The following is a 20326-nucleotide window of genomic DNA, read 5'->3' as shown; positions in this document are numbered from 1 at the left end:
ATTAATTTAGTTTTAGTTTATTGACTTCAGACGCTACAATTTTTCCGGAAATAATTGAAGGTGGTACTCCTGGCCCTGGAACAGTTAATTGCCCTGTATAAAAAAGGTTTCTGATTTTTTTGTTTTTGATTTTAGGTTTTAATACTGCTGTTTGAGACAAAGTATTGGATAAACCGTAAGCATTTCCCTGAAACGCATTATAATCTGAAATAAAATCACTTACACAATAGCTTTTTTTATATTCGATTCTTGAAGAGAGGTCGTTTTCTCCTGTATGCTTTTCAATTCTTTCAAGCATTTTCGTCAGATATTTTTCGCGAACAGGCTCTTCATCATTAATTCCCGGTGCGAGAGGAAGCAGCAAAAAAAGATTTTCACCATCTTCTGGGGCAACATCCGGATCTGTTTTTGAAGGACAGCACGCATAAAAAAGTGGTTTTGATGGCCATTTTTTATTTTTATAAATGCAATCTATATGATTATCCAGTTCATTTTCAAAGAAAAGGGTATGGTGCTTCAAATGAGAAATTTTCCCCTTAATTCCTAAATAATAAATCAGACATGAAGGAGCAAACATTTTTGACTCCCAATAGGCATTATTATAATTTCTGAGAGATTTAGGAATTAATGTTTCGGTATGATGATAGTCTGATGAAGCAATGACTGCATCAAATTCAAACTCTTTACCATCTACCGTTATTGAAACAACTTTCCCATTTCCTGTGTTGATTTTCTGGACCTCATGATTAAAATGAAAAATTACCCCCTGTTTTTCCCCTACTTTTTTCATAGCCAGAACAAGCTGATAAAATCCTCCCATCGGGTATTTGGTTCCTAAAACATAGCCTCCATAATTCATGAGACTATAGAGAGCAGGAATATTCTGTGGAGAAGCTCCCAGAAATATTACAGGGAACTCCATCAAAGACTTTAATTTTGAATCAGAAAAATATCCTGATACATATTTCCTGAAATTACTTAGGAGATCAAGCCTGAGAGCACTGCCTGCTATTTTTAAAGAAGCGAACTCCAGCCAGCTGTAACAGGGTTTGGTAACAAATTCCTTCATTCCTACTTCATATTTAAATTTTGCAGATTCCATAAATTTGTCATAATTCTTACCCGCTCCATTTTCTATTTTTTCAAAAAGTTCTCTTATTGCATCATTTTTCTCAGGAACAGAAACTTTTTCTCCTGAAAAAACCATTTCAAACTGTGGATCTAAGGAAACAAGGGTAAAAAAGTCAGATACTTTACAATCAAAATCATTAAAAAACCCTTCGATGATATCTGGCATCCAATACCAGCTGGGACCCATATCAAACACATACCCTTCTTTAGTTTTAAACTGTCTTGCCCGGCCTCCGGGTTGATTGTGTTTTTCAAATACATGTACTTCATTACCTGCTTTAGCAGCGTAAGCTGCTGCTGAAAGACCGGAAAATCCAGATCCTATAACTGCTATTCTTTTTTTTGAGCTTCCAGTATTCATTGTTATTTTAATTAAGAGTTTATACAACTCATTAGTCCAGTTTTTCATAAGCAGCATTCAACATATCCACTGTTTCAAGATTCATTTGATAAACAGAATAATGGAATTCATCCAATTTAGAAAGTATTGAAATCAGCAGCATTTTCTCAGATTGATTTAAATTTCCCGTTACTACCTGAGATGCTTTACGAATTTCGTCCATATGATTATTCAATACAGCAAGCCCTTTATCTGTTATTTTAACATGCTTTGTTCTTTTATCTTTTTGAGAGACGGTCTGTTCTGCCCAGCCATTATGGATCAAGCGATTAACAACCAGTATACCCGATGATTTTTCCTGAACATTATGTTTTATCAATTCCATTTTTGTCATCGCTCCCAGTGTCTTTAGACTTATAAGATAAATGAAATCATCCTGACTTGAGAAAGCAGAATTACTCATAACCGAACGGGAATAAGATTTTGCATATCTGCTCATTCTTATTAATAAGGTATTGATTACACTATCGGAGCTTCTTCCTAATTCCTTGCCTATCCAATCTGGATTTTGTGACCCATGACAAGTTTTTTGCGAAACATTAAGCCATTCTATAAATCCATGAATATCATTACCATATGTAGTTTTCATATCATTTTGCTCCACAAATTGCTGAACAAGTTCTACAACTGATTTTATAAGATCAAAATTCATATTAAACAAATTAGTATACAAATATACTTATTATCATTAATAAAGTATATTAATACACTTTAAAAATTCAAACTAAAGATATAAAACACTAATTTACAGCATGTTATTTTTCTGATTAAAGTAATAGGATCTAAAAAAAATGTATATAAATAAACATTTTTTGAAAAAGCATATGAAGAATATGCAATGTAAAGTTTATTGTAAAGCACCATAAATACCGAAGAATCTGCAATTGTAACTCCAAATTAAAATCATAAACCGATCATTAAACTATTTCAGCGAATAATTTGTAATTTTATTGAGCAGGGCCTCATAGTTCAATGGATAGAATAGAAGTTTCCTAAACTTTAGATCCAGGTTCGATCCCTGGTGAGGCCACAATTTATATCAAAATCAACCTAAATCGGCAATAATTTAAAAATACGTGGCTGAGAAAAAAAATCCCCGGAAATCTCCGAGGATAAAAACTAATAACCATGAAAACTCAAATTAATAATGAGAATCTAGTTCAAAATTAAAACATATTGAATTCTTCTACAATCGATCACATCAATGAGTACTATTTTAAATAACTTTTTCTAAAATACCATTATTCTGCCTTCTCATTTATATACGACAAATTCATGCAATTAGTTTTATGAATTACTTTTTAATACAGATACTTTATTACAATAAAAACCTCCAATAAAGGAGGTTTAAATGTAATTTGAACTATAAAAAAGTGATGTGGTGTTAAATAATTTTTATCTCTAAAAACTTGTGTTAACATTTACAATGCGTATGCCAATAAACATCACTGTTTAATGAAACTATACTTTTGTGGTATCTTTTATCAAATAAAACCCCTCAAGGCCTGGTGAGGCTACACTAAACTGAATTTTCCCAAAAAAAATGTAAGAATCTGAAACAATTAAATCTGATCACAAAAAAAACCTCCCGAATCATCGGAAGGTTATACTGTAATTTGTCAGAAATATGAAATTTTCTATGAGCCAAATATAACTAAGTGTTTACACCGTCGAATATGATCTGAATCATATCGCTATGAAAAATATTCATGTATCAATGGAGAATAAAACATTAGTTTTAAAGTTATGGCTTTGCTTTTATTCAAAAATATCTGCTACTTTTTATTCATCACTCAATTTTTATCAAATTAAATTGTACATTTGTTTTTCTATTATGCAAAAATTTCTCAGAGTCTTTTTTGTTTTTTCTTTACTTCTGATATTTGTTTCTAATGTCAGCGGCGTAAGCACATGTCTTGATCATGCCAAGCACACCAAAAGTAAAGTAATTTATAAAAAAGGGGCAAAAGAAGAGAAAATCCCTACCTTTTCCCAGGACGATGAATGTCAATGTGTACTTCATATGCATATGAATAACGTACTTCTTCCTGAACCTTTAGAAATGGATTTTGCCATCAATAGTACCAATGATAGCGAAATGCCGCAACCAAAAGCCATTTCGTATCGTTGTCTTCTGGACTTTTTCAGCTCCAGAGCTCCCCCATCCGCATTTTTCGCAGCAGCTTAATCTACGCTGCCCTAATTTTTTGTTTACAGATTTCTTAGTCTGTACTGTGATTCCGTGGATACCTGTGTCTTCACAACATTAAGGATATCCTTCTATTAATGGGCTTATTTACTGCCCGTACATTCCTATTCATGATTACCAGTAATTTTAATTATTCGGGAATAATTCATTGTATTTCCCCAAATCCGGTGAAACTTTTCAGCGTAAGTTTCATCACCGCATCATCATTTTTATATGCTCAGTCCCGTTCTGAAGATTCCTTATCTACAGTAGTTCAAACCGTTGAAGTCATTGGAAGAAAATCTAAAGGTTATACTTCCGACTACTCTTTTGCGGCCACCAAGATTGCTATGAAGAATAAAGATCTTCCTTTAACGCTTAATACAGTTACCAAAGAACTGATCACCGACCGCCAGGCTTTCCAGCTTGGAGAGGTTATGAAAAATGTGAACGGAGTTTCTCCTTCAAGCTATTACAACCAATACAACATCCGGGGAATCAGCCAAAATGAAGAAGGCCAGATTATCAATGGAATGCGAACAAGGCAATATTATTTTTTACAGCCCATGACTTCTAATATCGAACGTGTGGAAGTCTTCAAAGGTCCGGCAAGTATTACCATGTCCAGTGTGGATCCCGGAGGAACGATCAATATGGTCACCAAAAAACCATTGTCTAATCCTCGTCATGAGATCAGTTTATCAGGAGGTAGTTTTGATACCTACCGTATTACCACAGATTTGACAGGTCCTTTAAATAAAAGTAAAACCTTATTATACCGTTTTAACGGAGCTTATCAGAATGCTCAGTCATTCAGGGATCATGTTAAAAACAGTGGTATTCTGATCTCTCCTTCCATCACGTTTGTTCCTAATGAAAAAACATCGGTGAATGTGGAAATGATTTTCAATGATCTCTATGGAAATCTAGACCGTGGACAACCTATTTTCGGAGCGGTGGCAGGAAAAACAGATTTATACAGCACACCAAGAACTCTGAATCTGGGAGCTCCGGACGATTTTTTTAAAACCAGAGAACTCATATTAATGGGAACGGTTGCTCATCATTTCAACTCATCTATCAGTTTTAATGCTTCTTATATGAAACAATACTGGAGAGAAAACCTGCAGGAGCACAGAACAACCAATTCTTTTGTCCCTGATATGGATAACAAACCGGTTTCCAGTCTTGCTATGATGCAGTTTGTGCAGAGAAAACAAAACTGGGCTACAGATAATATTAATGCTTATTTTAATTTTACATTCAAAACAGGTTCTGTTCAGCATCAGGCTTTGATAGGCTATGACAATCAAACTTGGGAAAAACGCAAAGGCGGACAGCAGAATGCAGCAAGAGGTTTTCTTTTAAAAAACGGTTCTGTAGTTTCTTCCTATAACCCGGCAAAAGCTTCTGAATATCAGACCGCCAATTATAATGGAACGATCATTCCTAAGCCAAATGTCACTCCGTTTGATCTGAATCCGGGTGCAGAAAATTATCAGGGTGCTGATTTTAATACATTGAATGTAATCACTACTCTACCTTCTGCTCTTACCACCACTCATGCAGCTTATATTCAGCATCTTTTCACCTGGAAAAAGTTTAAAATATTATCAGGACTCCGCCAAGAGTGGTTTCAGGATATTACCAACTTTAAAGATTCCAATGAGTCATCTTTTAAAAATAACAAACTTCTTTACAGGCTTGGTATTACCTACAGCTTGACAGATAACATCAATCTGTATGGAACTTATTTAACCGGATATCAGCCCCAGTCCAATACAGTAACATTAATGCCCAATACTTCCAACATTACAGGATCTGCAGCAAGATTTAAACCTTTGACCTCCGATCTCAAAGAATTGGGAATCAAAGCCCAGCTTTTTGGTAGAATCTCAATGAATCTTGCTGTGTATGAAATCAACCAAAAAAATATTTTAATCAATGCCAATAATCCTTCAGAACCAGACGAGCTTGTACAGCGTGGTGCTGACCGAAGCCGTGGATTTGAAGCTGAATTTTCAGGACATATTCTTCCTCAATGGCATATTTACGGTGGCTACAGCTATATTGATGCTAAAATACTGGATGATACCAACCGTGATCTTATAGGAAAAAGGAAAGAAAATACCTCCAAAAACTCATTTAATATCTGGACACGCTACAATTTTTCAACTATTGAACTGCTCAAAGACTTTGGAATTGGGGCAGGAATGCTTTACCAAAGCTCTAAAGTTCCATGGTTTACAAGGAGTTTTGAACTTCCCGCCTATACAACAATAGATGCTGCCTTGTATTACACTCCGGCAAAATCTGTCCAGCTTTCGTTTAATCTGAATAATATCACCAACAAAGTCTACTGGATAGGAGCTCAGAACTATTTAAGGCTATTTCCGGGAACTCCAAGAAATTATTTACTAACTGCTACTTATAAATTTTAAATTATGGCTATTTCAAACTTACAACTGATGGTGAGAAAAACCTGGCAGGATTTGTTTAAAGGAAAACAAAATCTTCTCACCACTATTGCCGTACTCTTATTCTGTATGCTGAGTATTGGTATAGGATATACAAAATATACGGACTCTTTTTCGAAAATAAAAGAATACCGCAAAGAAGTCCGGGAAAGCTGGGAGCATCGACCAGATAAACATCCGCACCGTATGGCTCATTATGGCTATCTGGTTTTCAGAATCGGGCATCCATTGAATATTTTTGACAATGGACTGGATGATTATCTTGGAAATGTCATATTCCTGGAGGCTCATAAACAGAATACCGCCAACCTTTCGGAGGCCGGAAGCTCGGGCACCTTGGTAAGATTCGGAGCTTTCAGCAGTGCATTTATTCTGCAGAGTATTGTTCCACTAATTATTCTTTTTTTAGGATTTGGATTAATTGTTCAGGAACGTGAGAATGCCACATTAAAAATCATCAGTGTACAGGGAACTTCCGGAAGGGATATTCTTTGGGGCAAAATTTTGGGGCTCTGGCTGTTTTCCCTATGTTTTCTGATTCCGGTAATTCCTATTGTTTTCATGGCAGCATTCCTATCAGAGACTACCAATACAGCTGATATTGTATTACGCCTGTCATTCCTGCTGCCTGCTTATATGATCTATTACTTTTTCATCAGCACTTTGACTGTTGTGGTTTCCGCAAACAGTAAAAGTACCTCATCAGCATTGATAAGCCTCATCGGTTTCTGGCTTCTTTTTATTATTGTTTTGCCAAAAGGAATTCAGTTTGCCGCACAGAATTTATATCCTGCACCTTCCCGAATTGCTTTTGAAACTACTCTGGAAAAAGATATTTTAAAATCGGGAGACAGCCATAATCCTGATGATCCGCATTTTAAAAAGATTAAAGATTCTTTACTGGCAAAGTATAAAGTAAAGACGACCAATGAACTTCCCTTCAATTATGGTGGATTTGTCATGAAGGAAGGGGAAAAAATAAGTTCACATATCTACATCAGACATCAGAAAGAATTACAAACCATTTATAATAAACAACAAATCCTGACTGATTTTTCAGGATTGATCAACCCTGCGATTGCTGTTAAAAACTTTTCCATGATTGCAACAGGTACAGATTTCTTCTCTTATAACCAATTTCAAAAACAGGCAGAAGAATACCGCTATCAGATGGCTCAGCATTTAAATGATTTACAAATTGAGCAGATCAGCAATATTAAACCGGAAAACGGCGGTCCACCTGCTGTAATCGACAAACACAACTGGGAAAGGTTTCCGGATTTTAAATACCGGTATACGTCTGTTCTGAGCAGTATAAAAGAACAGCCGATACCTGCTGCTGCATTAGTTCTATGGTTGATTATATGCGTGATTGCAATCGAAATAAGTGGAAGAAAATTAAAACTAATCTAAATGAATCGTTATTTATATACCCAATTTTACCGTAACAAAGCGTATATCACTGCACTGCTGTTTTTATTCATGGCGGGGCTTATGGCTATTTATACAGGAAAAAAATTCCTAGACAGAAACGAAGATATTATCTCCAAAAGCGGAGATTTTCAGAAAGAAAGTATAGAAAGGAATACAAAATTTCATAAGGATGATCTTGGTCTGCTACTTTATTATATTAAATTCAATCTAGTTAATGAAACACCTAGATTGGCTGCTTTAAATATTGGAATGCGTGATTTAAATCCCTCTATTCAAGGAGTTACCATCCGAAATCTGGAGGAACAGCGCTACAATGCTGATTTTTATAATCCCGCCAATGCAGCAGTTGGCAATTTCGACTTTAGTTTTGTGATTGTTTTCCTTTTTCCACTGGTGATTGTGGCATTCTGTTATAATCTGATTTCTGAAGAGGAGGAAAAGGGAACGTGGAAGCTGCTTTCTGTTCAGAGCGGCAATTTACAGAAGCTTCTGGATCATAAGATGTTCATACGTTTTTTAGCAATAACAGCTGTATATCTTATATTAATTGTCATTGCTTCGATCTGGATCAAAATACCTTTAGACTCCTATTATATTGTATTTCTTATTACCGGATGGTTTTATATTCTGTTCTGGTTTGCCCTGTGCAGATGGATTGTTTCTTTCCGAAAATCATCGGCTCAGAATGCTTTGATCCTTTTGATTGTTTGGGTAGGAATCAATTTTATTATCCCAATGAGCAGTAATATTCTGATACAAAAACTCTATCCGGTGCATGAATCCCTTAAAGCGGTGATGGAACAGAGGGAAGGTTATCACAACAAATGGGATGGGGCCAAGCGCCCTACGATGGAGAAATTTTACCAAGCCTATCCTCAGTACAAAAATTTCACTGTGGAAGAAAATGATGCATTCACCTGGACATGGTATTATGCCATGCAGCATATGGGCGATCTTGAATCTGCCAAATCATCAGAACAATACACTGAAAAAATGCAAAAAAGGAATCTGGCTGCAGCTTATTTAGGCTATCTCCTTCCGAATCTTCATACTCAGCTCGTAGAAAGTCATCTGGCAAAATCTGATATGAATAATCATTTGCAGTATACTTCATCACTCAAGAAATTTCATGAGAAAAAAAGGTTGTTCTTCTACCCTCTTATTTTCTCCGGAAAGAATGCTGAGTCTATCAACTGGGCACAGCAAACTATACAGGTATTCAAATTTTCTTCATCTATTAAATGGGGACAGATGCTTCTTCCCTACCTCATTTTTATTGCTTTATTCATCATGCTTTCACAATACAAATACAGAAAACTATGTTAAAAACGGTCAACTTACATAAAAAATACAACGATTTTACAGCACTTCATTCTCTTAATCTGGAAGTAAAAAAAGGAGAAATATTTGCGCTGCTCGGGCAAAACGGAGCGGGAAAAAGTACAACGATCAATATTCTTCTGGGCCTCATTAAAGCCACTTCCGGTGATGCATTTATTAATGACATTTCAGTAAAAGAGGAACCGCAAAAGATAAAAAAACACCTTGCTTACATTCCTGAAACGGTTCTTTTATATCCTAACCTTACGGGAATAGAAAATCTTGATTTTTTCTCCAAAATTGCAGGATTTAATTATCAAAGAGAAGAATTATCTGCCCTTCTTAAGCGTACAGGATTACAGGAAACGGCACACCAAAAAGCACTAGGAGGATATTCCAAAGGGATGCGACAAAAAGTAGGTATTGCCATAGCACTTGCCAAAGATGCGAAAGTCCTTCTTCTGGATGAGCCCACCAGCGGACTGGATCCAATAGCCACAGCAGAATTTACAGAAATTATTCGTCAGCTGGGTAAAGAAGGCAGAACTGTTCTAATGGCTACTCACGATATCTTCAATGCGGTAAGCGTTGCCACGAATATCGGAATCATGAAACAGGGAGAGCTGATACAAAATTTAACTTCCAAAGCATTTACAGCGCAGGAATTACAGGAGCTGTATCTAAAAACGATTTAATACTCAGTTACTTTCATATTAAATATCAATTGGTTGATGCCCGGTGACATTTTGTTTCCGGGCATTTTGCTTACCATATTATTTATGCCAAAGCTTTTTTATATTCGGATAAAGCTCTTTCGCGGGCAAAGGTATGTTCTACTATGGGTGAGGGATAGGCGGAGATATTCCATTCAGGGAGCCATTTTTTGATATACAGTAAGTCTTTATCAAATTTTTCCATCTGTGCGGTAGGATTAAAAACCCTGAAATAAGGAGCAGCATCACAACCTGAACCTGCAGCCCACTGCCAGTTTCCATTGTTGGCAGACAAGTCATAATCGTTGAGCTTTGAGGCAAAATAAGCTTCACCCCAACGCCAGTCGATCAGCAAGTGTTTACATAAGAAACTAGCAACAATCATTCTTACGCGGTTATGCATAAAGCCTGTCTGATTCAGTTCTCTCATTCCGGCATCTACAATTGGGTAACCAGTAGTTCCTTCACACCAGTGTTTAAATTCATTTTCATTATTCCGCCAATGGATATTATCATATTGTCTTTTAAACGATTGATGAACTACCTGAGGAAAATGATATAAAATCTGCATAAAAAATTCACGCCAGATCAGCTCTGAAAGCCATACCGCATTATGTTTCAGTGCAAAATCCACACACTTTCTGATGCTGATGGTTCCAAAGCGTAAAGCAATTCCGAGCTGTGTGGTATGTTGTAACGCGGGATAATCACGAAATTGATCATAGTTATCAATAATGGAAGCATCCAGAACCGGCTTTTTAAAATCAAAATCCGTTTTTTTGAAACCTATTGCCTTTAGACTCAAAATATCAGAATATTCCTGTGGAAAGAGATTTTTAAGATTTAGCTCGACAGATTGATAATGTTCAGGAGTTAATGCTTCCCGCCACTTCTTTGCAAAAGGAGTGTAAACAGTGTAAGGGGAACCGTCTTTTTTAATAATCTGGTCTTTATCAAAAATTACCTGATCTTTATAGGCTTTAAAAGGAATATTCTTTTCCCTGAAAAAATAATAAACTTCTTTATCTCTTTCAATCGCCTGAGGTTCATAATCTCTGTTGCAGAAAACGCCTGAAACATCATATTCTTCAGATAGTTTTTTGAATATTTCGATGGGTTTACCACAGTAAGTATTAACTTTTGAATGGTATTTTTTCAATGAAATATTGATATCCTCCAAAGCCTGGTGAATATAATCTACCCTTCTGTCTTCTTTATCTTCCAGTTTTCCAAGAATATCAGTATCAAATATAAAAATGGGTAGTACCGGAGCATCAGATTGGAGCGCATGGTGAAATCCGACATTGTCTTCCAGCCTCAAATCACGTCTGAACCAGAAAAGGGTGATTGTATTTTTCATAGGAGTTTGTTTCAATTTCATTGATCATTTCTGTTTTAGAAATGCTTTCATAAATACGGATAAATATACAGATTTTAACCTATAAATAATTTTAGCAGTTTGTATTATTTGGCTTTATCATTACAATTTGTATGATAATATGAACTAAAATTTCCCGACATTTACCCAGAATTTTTAAATGAACAGAAACTCAAAGCAATGGAAGAATTTGAAGTACCGGTAACTTATAAGGGTAAAGAACTGCTTTTCAACGGAAAACTGGCTACATTCTCTTATGGATATAAGCTTTACGTAGATGTAGATGGAACAGAAGTCGTTATTGAGCGTGATGATCATGGTGATTTAAGAGCTCTTTTGCCAGATATAGCTTCGGAAAAAACTATAGATAAAGGACTTATTGAAGCCATTATTGAGGTATTTAGGGAACTTCAGGTTTTATAGTTCATTCTTAATAAAAAAGAGATCTTTCAAGATCTCTTTTCATTCAAATATATTGAGTTTCGTTTATTCAAAAACTACATAATTTACCTTATCTACCCCCGTATTTCCTGTTTTCTCGTGATAAGCATACAGCACGAGCTCATAGTTTCCCGGCGAACTGATCATGTGACTTCCTTCAAACAGATTGGTTGAAACTAAAGACATATCTATATTCTTTACCAATTTGCCATCTTTTTTCAAAATTCCTTTCACTTCAATTTCATCGGAATTCCATACACCTCCTTTATCTATGACACACCCGCACATCATCACAATATTAGCCTGAAACTGAAAAGGTTTATCTTTAATACTGTTCAGCGCAATATACTGATGGGTTCTGGGTTTCAGAATATCAATAATATATCCCGGAATTTCAAGGATAATTCCTTCTCCTACAATATGCTTACCGGGAATCAGCCACAACTCTGTACTTACCACTGCCTGAGCCTGTTTGCTGTTCAGAGGGGAAATTACTTCTATATTCACAAATGTGGGTTCATCAATATCCACAGCAGCCATAAAACCACCTGTCTGCTCATCTGCAATGGAGTTTCCTCTTACTTTGGGAGTTTTCATAATCAGATCTGTATTTCCGGTGCTTCCGGTGGTATTTCCTTCCGCAAGAATCCTTTGGTTAAGCTTATTTCTAATGATAATATGAGCTCCCCCTAATGAGGTTCCGATAAATTTGGCATCTCTTGCTTTTGCACGTACCATTATTTTTGTTTCGGTTGCCGAAATCATAAGATTGGAAAAAAGAAATACTGTAATAAGAATTAATGTTTTCATGATGGGTTTGATTTTAAATATTCCTGTTTAAACCTGTGATGGAAAGATTCATTTTTTAATTCCTGATCAATATGATCCAGATAAGTAAAAATTGACAGATCTTCTGATAATATCTTCAGAATGGCTTTCTCACAACTGTCCCATACCTGTTCCAGCTGAGGAAGCATTTCAATGGCTTTGGGAGATAATGAAATGATCTGTTTCCGTTTATCTACTTTGTCTTTTTTGATGATGAGATAACCGTTTTCATTCATTTTTTTGACGATCACCACAACAGACGGATGTGAATACCCTAACGGTTCAGCAATATCAGTAATTGAAATTTCGCCCTTCTTTTGCAGTAACATAAAAACCAGATACCAGTTCGGCTCAACATCCATTCCGAATTCCTTATAAAATTTCCGGACATCATGAGACATTCTGTCACTGATTCTTTTCAGCCTGCTATCCAAAGCTTTATATCCTAATTCTTTAATAAAATCAAAATCCATCTGAAATATATTTTCTGTAAATATATAAAATATAAAGTCAACTATATAGTTGACTTTATATTTTTTTGAAAATTGAATTCAAAAACCTATTTAAAAAGGATATCTATTTGAAATTCTTCCTGTATTCTCCGGGAGTTATTCCCCTATACTTCTTGAAAAGCTTGGAAAGATGGCTTTCATCACTGAACTGAAGCTCGTAAGCAATCTCACTTAATCGGACACTGCTGTATTTTAAATAGGTTTCAACCAACTTCAGTCTATAGTCCAGTAGATAATCCTGATAAGAAATTCCTGTCTGCTGTTTGAAATATTCTCCGAAATAATTCCCGGAAATACCAAAATGATCGGCAATAACCTGAATTCCAGTTTTTTCACGGTCTTTTATATGCTGCTGAATATAAGTAATGATCTTCATGATGGAAAAAGCTTTCCGGTTTTCCTGCAGATCTGAAGTTTCGCTCTGAATGATATTCCTGGCAATCAGATTCAAAAGTATTGACATACAGTTGCGGATAATAAGATAGTCTTCTGCTTTGTTTTTGAACTCATTGGCAATCTGTAGAATAAGGGTTTCTGCAAAGTTCTCATCATTTTTATTCCTGAAGATACATCCAGCTCTTGCATGGTAATTATGACTGATATATTGTAACTTATACAAATTCTCACAGCTTTCAATACGGTCTGCCTCCAAACGGATTTTATCAATAAATTCCACCGGACATTGAATGCTGATAAGCTGAGCCTCCTCACTTTCAAACTGATAAACTTCCTGCTGCGGAATAATGAAAAGCTTACCCTGAGAAAAATTAATAGTACGATCACCATAGGTAAGCGTACCCTTTCCTTTGACAATATAAACGAATGATAGAAAGGTTTTTGTTTTAAACAGAATGTCTTCTTCTTTCAGTTGTATTTCCCTTACATCAATTTCTTCAAGAGGCAGTCCTTTCATAGCACACTGTATTTTCCTCCAAAAGTACAATTTTAACAGAATACAAAGCGGGTAATTTTGCATAAAAAAATATGAAAACCTATCCGAAAAGATGGCAGGCACTCAATTTTCTGATTGCAGGAGCTTTTCTTTCACCCCTGGATTATTTTATCGTCAATATGGCTTTGCCCTCTATTAAAAAAGCATTTAATGCCAGTGATCATCAGCTTCAGATGGTTATAGCCATTTATGGACTTACCTATGCAGCACTTGTAGTATGTGGTGGAAGGCTTGGTGATATTTATGGCCGCAAAAAGGTATTTATATCGGGATTATATACTTTCCTGTTTTCATCTCTCGCCTGTGCTTTTTCCCCTGATGTTACATGGTTAATCATTTTCAGATTGTTTCAGGGTATAGGAGCATCATTGCTTGCCCCACAAGTATTGGCTTCCATAAAAGACCTTTTCAACAGTCAGGAACAGCCCAAAGCTGTAAGTCTTTTCAGTTCAGTATTTGGCCTTGCCTCCGTGATCGGGCAATTATTTGGCGGACTTCTTTTAAGTATGCATTGGGGAAATTTTTCGTGGGAAATGGTGTTTCTTGTGAATGTACCTATTACAGTGATCTGTATTCTGGGGATTCATCTTACGATGGACAACAGCAATAAGAAGGAAAAAACAGGTATTGATTTTATTGGAGCTTTATTATTAATTCTTGCTTTGCTTATGCTTATCTGTCCTCTTATTTTCGGACAAAAGTTTAAATGGGCATGGTGGATCTTCGGGATTCTTTTTATTGGAATTCTGGTATTTATTTCATTTTTAAAATATGAGAAGAAACAGCTTCAAAAAAGTCGTCCTGTACTTATAAATCCGGTCTTGTTGCAGCAAAAACCTTTTGCTTTAAGCCTTCTGGTTATTTTCTTTTATAATTTTACTGCAGGATTATTCATTTGCTATCCTTATTATCTTCAGCAATTTCTCCATCAAAACTCAATACAGACCGGGTTGGCTATCGTTCCTTATGGGCTTGCGTTTTTCCTGGCTCCTTTAATTACCTCAAGGATACAATTGACAGCAGCAAAAATGATCTATACAGGATTAGGATTATTGATGGCAGGTTTTCTTATAAGTGCAGCAGTTTTTTATTTTCAGCAAAAACCCTCTTTTATTACTCATATTACGCTGTTCATTGCCGGATTTGGACATGGTACTATTATGCCGGTTATGATGCGGACGGCTATTTCTTTGGTTTCTAAGGATAAAGCAGGACAGGCTTCAGGGCTGGTAAGCATAGGAATTCAGATGGGCAGTGTCACTGGAGGAGCTATTATTGGTACCTTATTTTTTAATCTGATACCCATTCTGGGATTCACAAAAGCATTTGCCGTGGCTGTAGGAATGATTGGTATTTTTCAGCTGATTGGGTTATGGGCAGGAAACAGATTAAGAAAAATCATTGATTGAAAGATAAATTTAAATCAAAAAATACTTTACATTTAAATATGAACAATACAGAAAAGATTATTGGGGAAATTGAAGAATTTCACAGGAATATTGAAAAATGGTTTCAGGGGGAAACAGAAAATCAGGAAAGCCTTTACAGACAACTATTATCCGGATTCTCACCAGATTTTAAGATGATTAATGGAAACGGAGATACTGTTACCTTATCCATGCTTGGAGAATGGCTTCCCACCGTATTTGGAAAATTTCCGGAGAGAAGCATTCAGGTTGAAAATATTGAAGCCAATCATTCTGAGCATCATGGATTGGCCACTTATATTGAAACTCAGGTTACAGGAGATGTCACAACCAAAAGAAAATCATCAGCTATCTTTCTGCTGAATGAAGAAAAAGCATTATGGCTTCATCTTATAGAAAATTGGATATAAACTAAATAATCTATTAACAGTTCTGATACAGGACTGTTAATAGATTAATAGCAGAATTCTTTTGCTTATTCAGACCATGGGGAATGTAAAATACAATCGCAAAAGTTTTTCCTTTCAAAATTGGGGATCATGAAGGCACAGACATCTGCTTTTATATTTCCGAAAGTAGTTTCCGTTTTATGCTCAAAACCTCCAAAAAATGTAGGAATAATCTTCTTTTTGAAATCATTTCTCGGAAAAGCTTTAATAATCTCTTCCCGATGTTCCGTACTCAGATTTTCATATCCTTCTCCCATCACATCCAACCCAACGCCTGAATACATTAAGGCTACTTCATTCTCTTTATGTTCTGCAATTCCAATGGTGGTGTGAAGAGCAATGGTATCCCAAACAAGCTGAAGCTTATCCTGAGCAATACCATGACCTTTCAAAAAGTTTCTGGCTGCATTGGCTCCGTCTACCTCAAACCTCAGGTCAGGACTGCTGTAATGAGAAACGAGTCCCAGATCATGAAATACTGATGCAACATATAACAGTTCAGAATCATGAGCTTTTTTTTCACGTTTTGCATTTAAAGAAGAAAATAGAAAAACACGCAGAGAATGATTGTAAATAAATTCTGTTCCGTGTTCCAGGAGAAGTTCTGTTGCTTCTGTTGCAATTTTACTATCCGGGATGATGATTCCCGCGACTTCTTTCATACGATTTACTGACATATCTTTATATAATTTTATCCAAAGATATCCTGATTAGAGAGGTCGGAGAATAGCAATAAATACCGATGGGATGTCAAAATTTCAGTCGAAACTATATTCCGATATGAATAAACTTACTGCGATAGTTTACAGGAGATATTTCTGTATTTTTTTTAAAGAAGTGGCTGAACTGTTCCGATGTACCAAAATTAAGCTGATAAGCAATCTCTTTTACAGAATGGGAACTGAATTGCAGAAGTCTTTTGGCTTCCGCAATAATCTGCCCGTTGATGATTTCTTTGGCACTTTTATCAGAACACCGCTTACACAATTCGCTTAACCTTCTTGGCGTAATATTTAACATCTCAGAATAGTCATTCACGGCATGAAGACTGTGGTACTGACTGCTCAAAAGTTCCATAAACTTTCGGTAAATGATATAATCCTGACTGTCAAAAGTTTCTTCTTTTACTATTTTTACATTCGCCAGCTTGATCATGATGATCTTTAAGTAGGCGGCCAATACGTCCATCTGGTTGGTATAAGAAGAAGCGGTGTATTCTAACATTAAATTTTTAAATAATTGTAAAAATTCTTCTACTTCAGCATTATCCGGTATCAGCTTTTGATTTGCGGAAGCATTATTAAACAGAACAGCTTTACAATTGCTGGCGCTGGAAGGCACTCTTTCCCAAAAACAGTCGCCGAAAGAAATATGGTAACCACAGACAGAAGAATCATTCTCAAACCTGCAGATCTGGCCTTTAGACAATACGAAAATTTCCTGACCGGCTATATCAAAAGAATGTTCGTCTATTGTCAGAACTCCATTACCGCTTTCTATCATTATAATGTGATGATAGTTAAGCCTCACAAAATTTTTTGAATATGGAATATCATCTTCCAGCCGTTTTGCGGAAAAAGAATTACTAATCACAGTTTCGGTTACAATTCCTGAGACCGGTTTCATGCAAGGAAATTTTTAATAAAGATAAAAAGTATTTTAAAATGCAAGATTAGCCAATGATCATGAGCCGGAACATGTCAAAAAATGCCTAAAAGATGTCAAAATTCCTTTCAAAAAGAATCATTACGATTTTCTGAAAACTTTCATCTGGCCTGCCATAATTGCCAGTAAAATTCCAAAACAAGCAAAAAGGCCATATGAATACCTGAGATCAAAGCTCTCCCCAATATATCCGATTAGAGGCGGCCCCATGAGAAATCCCAAAAATGAAATACTGGAAACAAATGACAAGGCAATGCTTGGAGCTACCGTACTCACCTTTCCTACCGTGCTGTAAACGGACGGCACACTCAGAGAACTTCCAAGACCAATAATCATAAAAGCAATGATACAAATCCATAGTTCCGGAAAGAAAACACTTAGAAAAAGGCCGCTACTCATCAAAATACCACAACATTGCAAAACAATCTTTTTCCCATATTTCTCAATGATTCTGTTTCCTATAAAACGTCCTAAAGTCATCATTAAAATAAAACTTGTATACCCCAATATCACAAGGTTTTCCGGTGCTTTAACTATCGTTTGAAAATACACCCCGCTCCAGTCGAACATAGCCCCTTCAATCGCCATACTCAGAAATCCTATAATTCCCAAACCAACCAGTGTAGGATTCACAGCCTTGAATATTGACCGGGTTTGAGGCTCTGCTTTATGAATAATATTGGTCAGATTTCTTTTACTGTAGAACCAAAGTATTCCTACCAGAATGAAAATAACAACAAAATGGTAAAAAGTTCCTACATGAAGATTAATCATTAACAACCCTACTACCGCTCCTGTAAGCCCTGCAAAGCACCAGGCTCCGTGATACGAAGAAAGCAGCGTTCTTTTCGTTATAGACTCTATTTCAATGGCCTGGGTATTGATCGCGATATTACACATATTCCCGGAAACTCCAAAGAAGAATAGAACAGCACCCAGTGTCCAATAAGAAGGTGATAAACCAATTAATAAAAGAAAAAAAGGATATAGCAAAAAACACCTTTTAATAATCCCGCTGCTTCCGTAGACACTGATCAATTTTCCGGCTAAAACCATTGTTGAAAGCTGTCCTATAGGCATGAGAAGCAATAACGTTCCCAATTGTGCTTCATTAATGGAAAGAGCCGTTTTAATAATAGGAATCCGGCTCGCCCAGGAAGAAAAGACAAGCCCGTGGGCAAAGAAAAGTAAAAAACAGGCTGTTGGCATTTTTGCATTAAAAAATTCTTTCTGGTTCATTATAACAGGGTGATAAAAATTCCTTTTGCAAAGTTAGAGAGGCACACCCATTAAAATCTAGTCCGTTTTTGTCATTTTTATGTTCCATTTTAACCAATAGATTAGAAAATAGACCTTATTATGGTAGAAAATCATTTTATTTTTTGAATATAGACATTCATTTTTCGTTAATTTCGATATATAAAAATAGACCATGAAAGAAAAATGGATATCCTATCCAACAATTTTAGAAGGAGAAAAGGTAGAACTAATTCCACTTGAAAAAGAACATTTTGAAGAATTGTATGCTGCAGCTGCAGATAAAGAACTTTGGAAACTGATTCCTACAGACTGCTCAGACAAAATCCTTTTCTATAAAAACTATGAATCTGCATTATCTGAAAGGGAGACAGGAAATCAATACCCATTTGTAATCCGTCATAAAGAAACCGGAAAGCTGATTGGCTCTACCCGCTTTTTTGAAATATATCCTGCCGACAGAAAACTGGAAATCGGATGGACATGGATCACAAAAGAATACTGGGGAACAACCATCAACCTTGAATGTAAATTACAGCTCCTCACCTTCTGCTTCGATGTATTAAAGACCAACAGAGTACAATTAAAAACGAAAGATGATAACTTCAGATCAAGAAAAGCTATCGAAAAAATTGGTGGCGTATTTGAAGGTATTTTACGAAAAGACAAAGTTCTCAGTGATGGCAGCACAAGAAATGCAGCTTATTACAGTATTCTAAATGATGAATGGAAAACAGCAAAACTTAAGATCGAAGCTTTGATAAAAGAAAGGCAATAAATAAAAAAACACCCGGTCTTCAAACCGGGTGCAGTATATCTAATTGAAAGATTGTCTGTAACTCAGAGGAGTTTTTTCTGTTTTCTTTTTAAATAGTTTATTAAATGACTGTGGATGCTCAAATCCCAGGGCATAAGCTACTTCGGATACAGAGAACCCTGTAGTGGTAAGATATTCCTTCGCCTTTTCAATCAGTTTTTCATGAATATGCTGCTGGGCATTCAGCCCTGTAAGGTTACGAAGCATATCACTCAGATAATGAGGCGAAAGATTGAGCGTGGAAGCCAGGAATTCTACCGTAGGAAGCCCTTTGTTTAATGTTTCCTGCTGATTGAAATAGTTTTCCAGCACAACATCCATTTTGGTCAGTAAATCATTATTAACTGCCTTTCTGGTAATAAACTGTCTTTTATAAAAACGGTTGCTGTAATTGAGAAGAACATCAATATAAGAAATAATAACGTCCTGGCTTACTTCATCAATAGCAGTATTCAGTTCATTTTCAATATTATTCAGCAGTCCTGTTATAGTAGCTTTCTCCTGATCGGACAAATGCAGCGCTTCATTCGTATCATAAGAAAAGAAACCGAAGTTCTTGATTTTCTTTGCCAGATCATAACTTCTGATAAAATCCGGATGCACCAGTAAAGTATACCCACAGTATTCCGCATTCTCATCGGTGGAAAGAACCTGACCGGGAGCCGTAAACATCATTCCTCCCTCATTGAAATCATAATATCCCTGTCCATATCCCATTTTCCCAACAGTAGAATATTTATAAGAGATTTTATAAAAATTCATAATAAAACTTCTCCTCAGCATCTCTTTATTGATACTCATTTTCGTATTATCCACAAGACTTACCAACGGATGAAGCGGTTTCGGGAGCTGCAGCATATTGTGCAGTTCTGAGATGGATGAAATTTTCAAAGGGATGTTATCTTTCTTTTCCATGATATAAAATTATAAATTATTT

Annotated in this window: 19 protein-coding genes and 1 tRNA gene; 10 read left to right on the top strand and 10 right to left on the bottom strand. The window is 35.9% G+C overall.

The genetic code is table 11. The features are described from left to right. Nucleotide 1: 1 nt before the first annotated feature. Both LKL37_RS04980 and LKL37_RS04975 read right to left on the bottom strand, forming a co-directional pair. Nucleotides 2–1492, bottom strand: a complete 1491-nt coding sequence (locus LKL37_RS04980) for a phytoene desaturase family protein (RefSeq protein ID WP_431609488.1) — start codon at nt 1490–1492, stop codon at nt 2–4. Between the two features lie 31 nt (nt 1493–1523). After that, nucleotides 1524–2183, bottom strand: a complete 660-nt coding sequence (locus tag LKL37_RS04975; protein ID WP_431609487.1) for a MarR family winged helix-turn-helix transcriptional regulator — start codon at nt 2181–2183, stop codon at nt 1524–1526. A gap of 306 nt (nt 2184–2489) precedes the next feature. Here LKL37_RS04975 and LKL37_RS04970 point away from each other — a divergent pair. The 6 genes from LKL37_RS04970 to LKL37_RS04945 all read left to right on the top strand — a co-directional run bounded on the left by LKL37_RS04970 (nt 2490) and on the right by LKL37_RS04945 (nt 9645). Then, nucleotides 2490–2561: transfer RNA gene (locus LKL37_RS04970), tRNA-Arg, on the top strand. Nucleotides 2562–3365: 804 nt separating this feature from the next. Beyond that, entirely contained in the window at nt 3366–3719 is a 354-nt protein-coding gene (locus LKL37_RS04965; protein WP_431609486.1) for a hypothetical protein, read from the top strand. A 131-nt stretch (nt 3720–3850) separates the two neighbouring features. Beyond that, nucleotides 3851–6160 (top strand): TonB-dependent siderophore receptor, encoded by a 2310-nt coding sequence (locus LKL37_RS04960; protein ID WP_431609485.1) that lies wholly within the window; start codon nt 3851–3853, stop codon nt 6158–6160. A gap of 3 nt (nt 6161–6163) precedes the next feature. Beyond that, nucleotides 6164–7609: an ABC transporter permease gene (locus LKL37_RS04955; RefSeq protein WP_431609484.1), complete on the top strand. Its 1446-nt coding sequence runs from the start codon at nt 6164–6166 to the stop codon at nt 7607–7609. Then, nucleotides 7610–8956 carry a DUF3526 domain-containing protein gene (locus tag LKL37_RS04950; protein ID WP_431609483.1) on the top strand — a complete coding sequence of 449 codons (1347 nt, stop codon included), beginning with the start codon at nt 7610–7612 and terminating at the stop codon, nt 8954–8956. After that, nucleotides 8950–9645 carry an ABC transporter ATP-binding protein gene (locus LKL37_RS04945; RefSeq protein WP_431609482.1) on the top strand — a complete coding sequence of 232 codons (696 nt, stop codon included), beginning with the start codon at nt 8950–8952 and terminating at the stop codon, nt 9643–9645. The genes LKL37_RS04950 and LKL37_RS04945 overlap by 7 nt, the downstream gene beginning before the upstream one ends. Before the next feature lie 82 nt (nt 9646–9727). Here the strand turns inward: LKL37_RS04945 and LKL37_RS04940 are convergent, their stop codons facing one another. Beyond that, nucleotides 9728–11023 (bottom strand): cryptochrome/photolyase family protein, encoded by a 1296-nt coding sequence (locus LKL37_RS04940; RefSeq protein ID WP_431609481.1) that lies wholly within the window; start codon nt 11021–11023, stop codon nt 9728–9730. A gap of 198 nt (nt 11024–11221) precedes the next feature. Here LKL37_RS04940 and LKL37_RS04935 point away from each other — a divergent pair, with 198 nt between their 5' ends. Then, a complete protein-coding gene (locus tag LKL37_RS04935; protein WP_431609480.1) occupies nt 11222–11464 on the top strand; it encodes a hypothetical protein in 243 nt (80 codons plus the stop codon). Nucleotides 11465–11527: 63 nt separating this feature from the next. Here the strand turns inward: LKL37_RS04935 and LKL37_RS04930 are convergent, their stop codons facing one another. The 3 genes from LKL37_RS04930 to LKL37_RS04920 form a co-directional block, all read right to left on the bottom strand. Then, nucleotides 11528–12292, bottom strand: coding sequence for a hypothetical protein (locus tag LKL37_RS04930; RefSeq protein WP_431609479.1), 765 nt, complete (start codon nt 12290–12292; stop codon nt 11528–11530). Next, nucleotides 12289–12783: a MarR family winged helix-turn-helix transcriptional regulator gene (locus LKL37_RS04925; RefSeq protein WP_431609478.1), complete on the bottom strand. Its 495-nt coding sequence runs from the start codon at nt 12781–12783 to the stop codon at nt 12289–12291. The genes LKL37_RS04930 and LKL37_RS04925 overlap by 4 nt, the downstream gene beginning before the upstream one ends. 103 nt (nt 12784–12886) lie before the next feature. Beyond that, nucleotides 12887–13735 (bottom strand): helix-turn-helix domain-containing protein, encoded by an 849-nt coding sequence (locus LKL37_RS04920; protein WP_431609477.1) that lies wholly within the window; start codon nt 13733–13735, stop codon nt 12887–12889. 71 nt (nt 13736–13806) lie between these two features. On the opposite strand from LKL37_RS04920, the gene LKL37_RS04915 reads away from it, so the two are divergent. Both LKL37_RS04915 and LKL37_RS04910 read left to right on the top strand, forming a co-directional pair. Further along, nucleotides 13807–15183, top strand: a complete 1377-nt coding sequence (locus tag LKL37_RS04915) for an MFS transporter (protein ID WP_431609476.1) — start codon at nt 13807–13809, stop codon at nt 15181–15183. 38 nt (nt 15184–15221) lie between these two features. Then, the gene (locus LKL37_RS04910) at nt 15222–15611 is read left to right on the top strand and encodes a hypothetical protein (protein ID WP_431609475.1); all 390 of its coding nucleotides are present in this window, start codon (nt 15222–15224) and stop codon (nt 15609–15611) included. A 65-nt stretch (nt 15612–15676) separates the two neighbouring features. On the opposite strand, the gene LKL37_RS04905 is transcribed toward LKL37_RS04910, so the two are convergent. The 3 genes from LKL37_RS04905 to LKL37_RS04895 form a co-directional block, all read right to left on the bottom strand. Then, a complete protein-coding gene (locus LKL37_RS04905; RefSeq protein ID WP_431609474.1) occupies nt 15677–16327 on the bottom strand; it encodes an HD domain-containing protein in 651 nt (216 codons plus the stop codon). 91 nt (nt 16328–16418) lie between these two features. Beyond that, complete coding sequence (locus tag LKL37_RS04900; RefSeq protein WP_431609473.1) at nt 16419–17276, bottom strand: AraC family transcriptional regulator; 858 nt, start codon at nt 17274–17276, stop codon at nt 16419–16421. Nucleotides 17277–17396: 120 nt separating this feature from the next. Beyond that, nucleotides 17397–18554 (bottom strand): MFS transporter, encoded by a 1158-nt coding sequence (locus tag LKL37_RS04895; protein WP_431609472.1) that lies wholly within the window; start codon nt 18552–18554, stop codon nt 17397–17399. Nucleotides 18555–18747: 193 nt separating this feature from the next. Here LKL37_RS04895 and LKL37_RS04890 point away from each other — a divergent pair, with 193 nt between their 5' ends. Beyond that, nucleotides 18748–19350, top strand: a complete 603-nt coding sequence (locus LKL37_RS04890; protein WP_431609471.1) for a GNAT family N-acetyltransferase — start codon at nt 18748–18750, stop codon at nt 19348–19350. Between the two features lie 39 nt (nt 19351–19389). On the opposite strand, the gene LKL37_RS04885 is transcribed toward LKL37_RS04890, so the two are convergent. Next, the gene (locus tag LKL37_RS04885) at nt 19390–20304 is read right to left on the bottom strand and encodes a helix-turn-helix domain-containing protein (protein WP_431609470.1); all 915 of its coding nucleotides are present in this window, start codon (nt 20302–20304) and stop codon (nt 19390–19392) included. Nucleotides 20305–20326 lie beyond the last annotated feature (22 nt).

The organism is Chryseobacterium sp. 'Rf worker isolate 10', assembly GCF_050753305.1.
GTDB lineage: Bacteria > Bacteroidota > Bacteroidia > Flavobacteriales > Weeksellaceae > Chryseobacterium.
The sequence above is the reverse complement of the archived record's forward strand: the minus strand, read 5'-3'. Positions and strand labels throughout refer to the sequence as shown.